Consider the following 10349-nt stretch of genomic DNA (forward strand, 5'->3'; position numbering starts at 1 on the left):
CCCGGCGTGCCGCTGGCCAAGGCCCTGAAGACGGTGCCGTTCGTGTGCATGTTCCTGTTCTCGGGGCTGATCGCGTACTTTGCGGGCTTCAACTCCCACCTGCCGGGCTATGCGCAGTCCATCGGGTTCTCCGCCTTGGTCGGATCGTCGCTGCTCACGGCTGTCATGGTGGGCAACGTGGTGGAGAAGCTGCTGGTGGGCTGGCTCAACGACCGGGTGGGCGTGCAGTTCACGGTGAACATACAGCTTGCCATGGTGGCGTTGGGGTTTGCGGGCTTCATGTTCGCGGGCGACAACCTGGTGCTGCTGTATGCGTCGGCCTTCCTGTTCGGGGCGCAGAACTCGCTCGTGTCGGTGTCGACCCCGCTGCTCGTGCGCCAGCTGTTCGGGGAGCGCGACTTCCCGGCCATCTTCACCTACGCCCGTATCGGCACCGGCGTCATCGGGTGCCTGGGCCCGGTGACGGTGGCCGCCATCTTCGACGCCACGGGCAGCTTCGTGCCGGCGTTCGCGCTGGGGATCGGCATCACGGCCCTGGGCTTCGCGACGGTCCGCCTTGCCTATGCGCGCCGTGGGAAGCTTGCGTGGGCGGAGGCCGGAGATGCGCTCGACACGCAGGCAAGCAACTAGCATAAGAGAGAGGTAACGGTATGGAATTCAAGAACGACCTGGGCAAGCCCTGGAAGTACGAGGACGGGGACTTCACTGTCGTGCGCACGTCCATGTGGTCGCCGCCGGGCTGCCATCCGGTAGGATGCGGCCTGAAGCTCTACGTCGATGCGGAGGGGCGCCTCGACCATGTGGAGGGCGACGAGAACAACCCCATCACGAAGGGCCGCTTGTGCGCCCGGTGCCTGGCGCTCAAGGACTACGTGTACAACCCGAGCCGCGTGATCTATCCGATGAAGCGCGATCCGAAGGACCGCGGCCAACACGACAAGTGGGAGCGCATCACATGGGATGAGGCCTATGCCCTGATCAAGGAGAAGCGCGACTACTTCCGCGACACCTACGGCCCCGAGAGCATGGCCGTGTTCTCGGGCACGGGGCGCTCGGGCGGCATCCTGGTGGCCGACATGGCGCAGGCCGTGCTCGGCACGCCGAACGCCTGCTACACCCAGTCGGGCTATGCCTGCTACCAGCCGCGCTCCATGTCCTGCTCGCACGTGCTGGGCGCTTACTATCCCGAGATGGACTACGCCGGCGGCCTGGAGGGAACCTACGACAACCCCGTGTACCGGGTGCCGGAGGTCATCGTCATGTGGGGCAAGATGGCGCTCGCGTCGAACGGCGACGGGCTGTGGGGCCATGCGGTCATCGATCTCATGAAGCGCGGTGCGAAGCTCATCAGCGTCGACCCGCGTGTGAACTGGCTGGCCACGCGCGCAGAGGTGCATCTGCGGGTGCGCCCCGGCACCGACACCGCACTCGCCATGGCGTGGCTGTCCATCATCATCAACGAGGACCTCTACGATCACGACTTCGTGGAGAAGTGGACGTACGGCTTCGAGGAGTTCTCCGCGCGCATCAACGACCCTGACAAGGGCATGACGCCCGAGAGGGCCGCGGAGATCTGCGAGGTGCCGGTGGAGGATATCTACCGGGCGGCCCGCCTGTACGCCGCCGCGAAGCCCGCGTCCATCGCCTGGGGCCTTGCGTTCGACCAGAACCAGAACGGCAACCAGGCGGCCCACTGCGTGCTGGCGCTGATGGCCATCTGCGGCAACATCGACGTGCCCGGCGGCCAGATCATCGCCGAGATCGACCCGGCGCCCGGTGTGGAGGACGACGCGGAGGCGCAGGCGGCTGCCGAGGCCGCGGCGATGGAGGGCTCCACGCTCGACATCGACAAGGCCGACGACACCTCGGCCGAGGACGCCGCGCGCCCGCAGCGCCGCATCGGCTGGGATTCGCTGTCCGACGACCTCAAGGGCAAGACCATCGGCTACGACGAGTATCCGCTCTACGTGGACAACATTCGTAACGCGCAGGCCGACATGATGTTCGACGCGGTGACGAAGGGCGAGCCGTACCGCATCCGCATGGGCTGGATACAGTCCACGGCGCTGCTCACCCCCACGTGCTGCGCCCAGCCGACCGGTTGGTACGAGGGCTGCAAGAACCTGGAGTGGTGCATGGCAACCGATTGCTTCATCACGCCCGCCATCGAGGCGTTCGCCGACCTCGTGCTGCCCTTGGCCTCGTGCGCCGAGAAGGACGACGTGGTCATGACGCACTACGCGGGATCGCCGGTGACGCTGGGCTCGGTGAACAAGGCCGTGGACGTGGGCGAGGTGAAGTCCGACATCCAGATACTCATCGAGCTGGGCGAGTACCTGGAGATGGACTGCCTGAAGGACGAGGACGGCGGGCGCCTGTTCAAGGACGAGGCCGACTTCCTCACGCAGCGCCGCGCGCGTCCCGCCAAGATGCCCTTCGAGGACCTGCGCGACCAGGTGGTGTTCCAGCGCGGCGTGAACTACCGCAAGTACGAGACGGGCAAGCTGCGTCCTGACCGCAAGCCCGGCTTCCTCACGCCCACCGGCCGCGTGGAGCTGTGGTCGACGGCGTACGCGCATTACGGCGAGGACCCTCTGCCGTACTACCAGGAGCCGGCGTTCAGTCCTCACAAGGACCCCGAGCTCGCGGCGAAGTACCCGTTCATCCTGACCACAGGAGCGCGCAACTACGCGTCGTTCCACGCTGAGCACCGGCAGATCCCCGTGCTCCGCGAGCTGCACCCCGACCCGATCATCGAGATCAACCCCGAGGATGCGGCACAGCTGGGCGTGGCGGACGGCCAATGGGTCGAGATCAGGAACGACTACGGCCGCGCGAAGTTCAAGGCCGTCGTGTCTCCCATCGTGAAGAAGGGCGTGGTGCAGACCGACCACGGCTGGTGGTTCCCCGAGCGCCAGGCCGACGACGATGCGCGCGACACGATCCTTCCCGTGGGCGAGATCGTGGAGGACCACGAGGTGCAGGCCGTCATCAACGGCAAGGAGATTAAGGACGGCTTCGTGAAGGCCGATCATGCCGATGAGCGGGGCCTCTACGGCGTGTGGCAGTCGAACGTGAACGACCTCGTGTCGAACCACTATAACTCGCGCTTGGGCTACGGCGGGCCCTACAAGTGCAACTGCTGCAGCGTGACGCCCTTGCAGGAGAGCTACGACACGGACATGAACCTGGTCGTCGAGAAATTCGGAGAGTTGGTGTAGAGATGGCTGAATACGGGCTTTTGATCGACTACGAGTACTGCACCGGGTGCGAGACGTGCGTGGTGGCCTGCAAGGAGGAGCATGGCTTCCCCGTGGGCAAGTGGGGCATCCGCGTGCTGGATGACGGTCCGTGGCAGAAGGACGATTCGGGCGAGGGCGGCAACTGCTTCAACTGGAACAAGATCCCCGTGCCCACCGACCTGTGCGACCTGTGCGCGGGCCGCGTTGCGGCGGGCAAGGAGCCGACGTGCGTGCATCACTGCCAGGCATTCTGCATGAGGTTCGGTACGATCGAGGAGCTGGCCGCAGAGTTGGCGGGCAAGCCCAAGCAGGTGCTCTGGGCGCCCTGCGCCTAGGACGGTACGGACGGAGGCGGCGCCGGATGCTGCGCGTCGCCTCCGCGGGAAAGGGGGCGAGGAATCCGTGTGCTACTGCTGCACCCTGTGCAACCGGTGCGGGCGCGCCGACGAGATGAAGGACCGGTTGGGGCATAGGCTCTGCCCGTCGTGCGGCAGGGAGGAGCCCGATCCCGGGCGGCCTACGTGCCCCGCATGCGGCGCGACTCTGCCGCCACCGTTCCCGGAGCCGCCCTCGGGTCGCTGAGCACTGGGAGGACGGCCTTGCCGTACAGGACGCACGGAGGAACCGGCTTCGGCCGGTTCTTTTTTTGCGCGGCCACGGCTGCCGTGTGCGGCCGAATGCCGGGTATCGTGCCAGGCGGCAAATCCCTGCGGCGCTAGGTGGTGGCGCAGTCTCCCTCTTCCTCGCCCTCGATGCCGGCGAACAGGTCCATGGGCGGCACACCGAGGGCATCGGCTATCCGGAAGAGCTTGTTGACGCTGATGTTGCTGATGCCGTTCTCTATTTCCGAGAGGTACCCCTTGTTGATGTCCGACATGAGGGCGAGCTGCTTCTGCGAGATGCGCTGGGCCTTGCGCATCTCCACGATGTGCTGGCCCAGCTGCCTTCTTTTGTCGAAATAATCCATACGGTGAAGGCTATCTAAGCTGCGCTGCAGAAGGACGGATATATCCGAACAGTCGGCAAAAAGATCGACAATTCCCGATTATGATGACTGGTCAGCGCAGATATTTGGATGCAGCCCCGAAGGGACGCCCGAGCACCGCGGAGAGCCCGTTCGTTGGGCGAGGCTTTCGGGATCGTTGACTTGATCGCGCAGAAGGGGTCGCGTTACGGTGTGGTGCGGCTGCTTCGGGAGAAGGGGCCTTGAAAACGTAAGGAGCAAGGCATTACGCGCCCGGAGGCGCGTAATCCTTCATGCCTGAAACTGGGGAACTGCTGCGGTCGGGGGGAGTCGGCCTTCTTCCGGCGTACTATCATTCGGGGTACGGCGATGGTCGGGCGCATCGTCAAGCAGGTGTATGAAACCGTCAACGGGGGTGACTGTTTTCATGGATCGGGAAGGGTTGAAAGGGGCTTCTTCCAAGGCCAAGCGCCGGGAGAAGAGAAACGAGTGGCTGTTCGTCAATCCCTATCTCGTGGCCGGCGTAGTGGGGGCGTCGTTTTGCTTCGCCTGGTTCTTCTCGGTCCTCACCACGAGCGACTTCGTGGCGGGTCCGGGAGGAACGTCCTTCGGCAGCAGTTTGCTGCACCCGGTTTTCGTGGCCGCCCTCCTTTTCGCCTACGCCGTCCTTTGGCTGTTGTCGAACCGGCTTCAGACCCATCGCGTCGCCCTGGCCGTCATATCGCTCGTATGCGGGGCTGCTCCTCTCATCGGCGTTTTCTCCGGGGCCTTCCCGGCGCTCGGCCTTGCGGCGGCCGCGCTGTCGGGTGCCGGCGTGGCCGTCCTTGCAACGCTGTGGGTGGAATTCGTCTGCGTGCTCATGAAGGTGCAGATAAGGGCGGCCGTCGCCTCGATGCTGGCGCTGTCCTTCCTCTGGTATGCAGGGACCGTTTTCGTCGATGGGCGCTTCGTGCCCTATGCCATCATGCTCTACGCCCTTGCCTCCGTGTCGACGTACCTCTTCCTTCAGGTGCGCTTCTCGTTGATGGACGACCTCCCTGCGGTCGATGCTGCGGAGTCCGACGAGAGGCTGCAGATAACCTGGAAGCCCTCCCTGCTCACCGTGATGGGATCGGTGGCCCAGGGTTTTGCCCTGTACTGGCTGCTTACGCCCGAAGTGCACACCTTCGGGGTGTCGGCCGCCATCTAGGGGGGATCGCTGGCAGTGCTTGCGCTGCTGCTGGTCGATTCGCGCAGGTCGTTCTTCCTCAAGGAGTCCTTTATCAGGAGGATGTTCCTCCCGGTGCTCGCGGCCTGCATCCTGCCGTTGTTCTTCCTGCCGGAGACCTTGTGGGCAGGGCCGTGCGTCTTGGCGTTCCTGTTCTCGCTGCTGCCGTATTCCAGCGCCCTGTTCGCGACCTGCGAGCACATCGTGCGGTGCGGCCTTTCCTCCATGAGGACGTTCGGCTGGGCGCGGCTGTTCTCGTCGGCGGGGCTGCTGCTGGGGCTTTCAGCGGGCTGGCTGGCGTTTTCGACCGAGGTGCTCGGCTCGGTCACGCTGCCGGTCATGGTGGTGGTCGTGGTCATGTTCTTCATCTTGGTTTCGGAGGCCATAAGCAAGCAGAGCTATTACCCCGGCGAGTCGCAGGAGCCCGCGCGGCGCATCGTCATCGGTCCGCGCGGCGAGATGATGTTGGAGGCTAGCTGCGAGGATGCCGAATCCGGCGTGAGGTTCTTCCATCTCAAGTGCGACGCGGTGGCAAAGCAGTGCGGCCTGTCGAAACGTCAGACCGAAGTGCTCCATATGCTGGCCAAGGGCCGCAACGCCGAGTATGTGCAGAAGCAGCTCTTCATCTCCCCGCATACGGCCAAGGCCCATATCTACAACATCTACCGGAAGACAGGGGCCCATTCCCGGCAGGATCTGATGGATCTCGTGGAGAAGGCCGTCGTAGATGAAGATGCCCCGGTCGGGCTGTCTTAATACGGTATCGGGGGGCATGATGCATGAGGCAAAGGGGATGCTGGCGGTGGGGTCGACGAGGCTCGGGCTCGACATGCTCATAGGCTTCGCGGGGTTCGCCTCGCTCGTTGCGTCAATCGTGGCCCTCTTCGCGATCGCGCCGGAGGTGTCGCCGGGCGGTGCGAGCCCGTTCGCGATACGGGCGGTATGCGCGCTCGCCCTTGCCGCAGCCAGCCTGGTCGTGGGCCTCGCCGCACATGCCATCGTCTTGCACAGGTGCCGGGCGCTTGCGGTCGCCGCGCTGGCGGGGGTTGCCTTCGCAGGCGCTGCGCTGCTTGTGCCGGCGCTGACGGAAATGCTCGCGCTCCTCGCCTATGCGGCGACTGCCATGGGAACGGCCGCGCTCGCATCCCTCTGGTTCTGCTTCGTCTGCGTGCGCCCGCACAAGTCCACCCCCCTGTTCGTTTCCGCTGCGGTTGCCGCGGGGCTCGTCATCTGCCTGGTGGAAGGCAGCTTGCTGGCCGAGGCGGCACGCGTCGCCGTCGTGCTCGTGCTGGCGGTCTCGGTCGTCTGCGTGCTCGTGTTGGCGAAGGCGAAGCCCGAGGGCGTTCTCCCCGAGGCGGTAGGCAACCGCGAGTCGGACAAACGGTCGAAAATTCTCAAGACATCGGCGCTCATGCTTTCCATCAGCAATTTCGAGTTCGGGTTCGTGGCGAGCGCGACGTCAAGCGATTTCGAGCGCGCGGCATGTCTGGCCTCTGCGGCGATGGCTGCCCTCGTGCTGGCGGTGAGCTTCGCCCGCAAGGGCCTGGTGAACGAGCGGAGCCTGTCCCCTTTGACCCCGCCCTTGACGATAGGGGCCTTTCTGTCCGCGTACCTTTTCGGGGAGGCGCTGCGCGTGCCCTCGCTCTGCGTGCTCTCCGCGCTGTGCACGGTGTACCTCTCGTTCGGCATCGCCGCAGTGGCCGAGCATGTGCGCCTCTCGCATCTCTCGGCGCCCCGGGCTCATGGGAAGGCGCGGGCGCTCGACTATCTCGGCATGGCCGCCGGTTTCGCGACCGGGTACGTCGTCGCCGCGGCGGCCGCTTCCGACATGGTGCTGGCTGCGCAGATGACCGCCGTCATAGCCGTCGTCTACGGCTTCATCGCGGCGTTCTGCCATAAAGCGCGTTTTCCCGAGGAGGGCATGGAGGGAAGCTTGGGCGGGCACGAGGCGAAGGGTCTTTGGAAGAAGCGCTGCCGGGTGGTGGGCGAGCAGTGCAATCTTTCAGAACGGCAGTTCGAAGTGCTGATGCTCGTGGCCCAAGGAAGAAACGCCAAGTACATCGAGCAGGCTCTGTCCATATCCCTGAGCACGGCGCAGACGCACATACGCAACATCTACCGCAAGACGGGCGTTCATTCGCGCCAAGAGCTGCTCGATCTCATTGAGGGCACGAAGCTCTACGGCGAGGAGTAGGGGGGCCTTTTCCATCCCGGTCCCTACGCAGGGCTTACCGGGGGCTTAAGGCGCGCCCTCTCTACCCATCCGCTTTGCATCGAGGCTTATTTTCCCGCGTTTCGCCTGATGGACCATCGTCAAAAACAGGGTAGCGGCACGAACACCAAGAACGCCACGATGACAGCCGTGCCGGCTTCGCGTTATTCTCCCCGGCATCGGCGCCTCCCGGCGCCCTGGACGAGAAGGAGGAAGGACGAGGCCATGAGCGAAGACGAGTTCTACCAAAGAGCCGAGGCGGTCAAGCTCGATACGCTTTCAGACGTCAACGACATCGGCAAGCCGTGGCGATACGAGGAGGACGGCCTGACCGTCACCCGTACGAGTCCGTGGTCCCCACCCGGATGTCATCCGGTGGGATGCGGCCTCAAACTGTACGTGGACGACGGGGGCAGGCTCGTGCGGGTCGAGGGCGACGAGAACAATCCGGTGACCCAAGGTCGCCTGTGCCCTCGGTGCCTTGCGCTCAAAGACTACATCTACAACCCGGCACGCCTTCTGCATCCCATGAAGCGCGATCCGAAGGAGCGCGGCAACGCCGATGCTTGGGAGCGGATTACCTGGGACGAGGCGTTCGACATCATCAAGGATGAGTACGACCGCATCACCGCCGCCTATGGGCGCGAGTCCATCGTGGTGTTCGCCGGCACCGGACGCGAGGGCGGCACGTTCGCGCCGTACGGCACCATGTGCTTCGGTACGCCGAACTTCTGCTACACGCAGTCGGGTTACGCCTGCTACACCCCGCGTTTGGCGGCCATCGCCTACATCGCGGGTACGACGTACCCCGAATGGGACTACGCGGGCGCATTGCCGGGCCGGTGGGAGGACGAGCGCTACGAGCTCACCGAATGCCTGGTGGTATGGGGCAAGGCTCCGCTCGAGTCGAACCCAGACGGCTTCTTCGGCCATGCCGTCATCGATGCCATGCGCCGCGGCACGCGCCTCATCGTCATCGACCCGCGGGTGAACTGGCTTGCCACGCGCGCCGACATCCACCTGCAGCTGCGCGCCGGAACGGACACGGCCTTAGGGATGGCATGGCTGAACGTCATCATCAACGAGGACCTCTACGACCATGACTTCGTGGAGTACTGGTGCTACGGCTTCGACCAGCTGGCCGAGCGCGTGCAGGAGATGCCGCCGGAGAAGGCTGCCGAGATCTGCGGCGTGCCCGTCGAGGACATCTGCGCCGCGGCGCGCATGTACGCCCAGGCCAAGCCTGCCGCCATCCAGTGGGGCCTGGCTGCCGACCAGAAGACCGACGGCATGCAGAACGGTCAGGTGACGGTGGACCTCATGGCCATCACGGGCAATCTGGACGTTCCCGGCGGGCAGATCCTGCCGGGTGCGGGAGCGGGGCACAACGAATCGGGCTTCGGTTTCGAGAAGGGGGTGGGCGACGAGCTGCAGAAGAAGATGATCGGCCTGGAGCAGTATCCCGCCTACTGCATGATTATCCTCAACGCCCATGCCGACCTCATGCTGCATGCATTGGAGACGGGCGACCCCTATCCCATCAAGATGGGATTCTATGCCGGGAACAACCTCATGAGCTGCACGTCCATGGAGCCGCAGCGCTGGCATGACGCAATCGTGAAGTCTCTGGAGTTCTGCATCGGCTTCGACACGTTCATGAACCCATCCATCGAGGCGTCCTGCGATATCTTCCTGCCGTTGTCCACCGTGGCGGAGCGCGAGGGAACCGTGTTCACGCATTACGCGCCCTGCACGGTCACGGCCGGTTTCATGCACAAGGCCATCGAGGTGGGCGAGACCATGACCGACTTCGAGCTGTGCTATGAGCTGGGACGGCGTCTGCGCCCGGAGGTGTGGGAAGACTTCGCGAGTGCGAAGGAGTTCATGGAGGCGCTGCGCCTGGGCAAGAAGGAGGGCGGCGCGTACTTCGACAAGGTTTCGCAGAACGTGGTCTGCCAGATCCCCGTCGAGTACTACAAGTACGAGCGCGGCCAGATGCGCCAAGACGGCCAGCCCGGCTTCGCCACTCCCACCGGGCGCGTGGAGCTGTGGTCGACGGCGTTCAACCAGTTCGGGGACGATCCGCTGCCGTACTATCTGGAGCCGGAGTTCGGCCCCGCCGACCCGGAGCTCATGAAGGAGTACCCGTTCATCCTCACCACGGGCGCGCGCACGACCGCGTTCTTCCATTCAGAGCACCGCCAGATAGCCTACCTGCGCGAGCTGAACCCCGACCCCATCGTGGAGATTAACCCGCAGGTCGCCCTGGACCTGGGCATAGCCGATGGGCAGTGGGTGCGCTTGCGAAGCCCCTTCGGCGAATGCGTGGAGAAGGCGCGGGTCACGGAGACCGTCGACGAGAAGACCGTCCACGCGCAGCACGCGTGGTGGTTCCCCGAGGAGGACGGCAGCGAGCCGAACCTCTACGGCAACTTCCGCTCGAATATCAACAACCTGCTTCCCAACGACCACTACGGCAAGCTCGGCTTCGGGGCGCCGAACAAGTGCCTCGTCTGCGGCATCGATCCCCTTGTCGAGAACTACGACACCGACATGAACCTCATCTGGGAAAAATTCGGAAAGCTGGTGTGACTTATGGCCGCATATGGACTTCTGATCGATTACGAGTACTGCACGAACTGCGGATCCTGCCAGGTGACGTGCAAGGAGGAGCACGGCTACCCGGTGGGGAAGACGGGTATCAAGGTGCTTTCCGACGGGCCC

8 protein-coding genes are annotated in these 10349 nt (G+C 64.6%); 7 read left to right on the forward strand and 1 reads right to left on the reverse strand.

Translation table 11 applies throughout. The features are described 5' to 3' along the window. The 3 genes from GPA_RS15870 to GPA_RS15880 all read left to right on the forward strand — a co-directional run. Positions 1-630, forward strand: a 630-nt coding sequence (locus GPA_RS15870) for an MFS transporter (RefSeq protein ID WP_041239806.1), incomplete at its 5' end; no start/stop codon positions are given. A 20-nt stretch (positions 631-650) separates the two neighbouring features. Beyond that, positions 651-3221, forward strand: a complete 2571-nt coding sequence (locus tag GPA_RS15875; RefSeq protein WP_015540491.1) for a molybdopterin-dependent oxidoreductase — start codon at positions 651-653, stop codon at positions 3219-3221. Between the two features lie 2 nt (positions 3222-3223). Next, entirely contained in the window at positions 3224-3577 is a 354-nt protein-coding gene (locus tag GPA_RS15880; protein ID WP_041239807.1) for a 4Fe-4S binding protein, read from the forward strand. A 380-nt stretch (positions 3578-3957) separates the two neighbouring features. On the opposite strand, the gene GPA_RS15885 is transcribed toward GPA_RS15880, so the two are convergent. Then, the gene (locus GPA_RS15885; RefSeq protein ID WP_015540492.1) at positions 3958-4209 is read right to left on the reverse strand and encodes a helix-turn-helix domain-containing protein; all 252 of its coding nucleotides are present in this window, start codon (positions 4207-4209) and stop codon (positions 3958-3960) included. A gap of 394 nt (positions 4210-4603) precedes the next feature. Here GPA_RS15885 and GPA_RS15890 point away from each other — a divergent pair, with 394 nt between their 5' ends. From GPA_RS15890 to GPA_RS15905, 4 genes are all read left to right on the forward strand, one after another. Continuing rightward, positions 4604-5395 carry a hypothetical protein gene (locus tag GPA_RS15890; RefSeq protein WP_231847680.1) on the forward strand — a complete coding sequence of 264 codons (792 nt, stop codon included), beginning with the start codon at positions 4604-4606 and terminating at the stop codon, positions 5393-5395. Between the two features lie 15 nt (positions 5396-5410). Then, entirely contained in the window at positions 5411-6169 is a 759-nt protein-coding gene (locus tag GPA_RS15895) for a response regulator transcription factor (RefSeq protein ID WP_041239809.1), read from the forward strand. 16 nt (positions 6170-6185) lie between these two features. Further along, positions 6186-7607: a helix-turn-helix transcriptional regulator gene (locus GPA_RS15900; protein WP_015540493.1), complete on the forward strand. Its 1422-nt coding sequence runs from the start codon at positions 6186-6188 to the stop codon at positions 7605-7607. Between the two features lie 243 nt (positions 7608-7850). Next, entirely contained in the window at positions 7851-10217 is a 2367-nt protein-coding gene (locus GPA_RS15905; RefSeq protein WP_015540494.1) for a molybdopterin-dependent oxidoreductase, read from the forward strand. Positions 10218-10349 lie beyond the last annotated feature (132 nt).

Origin of the sequence: Gordonibacter pamelaeae 7-10-1-b (assembly GCF_000210055.1) — a bacterium.
GTDB lineage: Bacteria > Actinomycetota > Coriobacteriia > Coriobacteriales > Eggerthellaceae > Gordonibacter > Gordonibacter pamelaeae.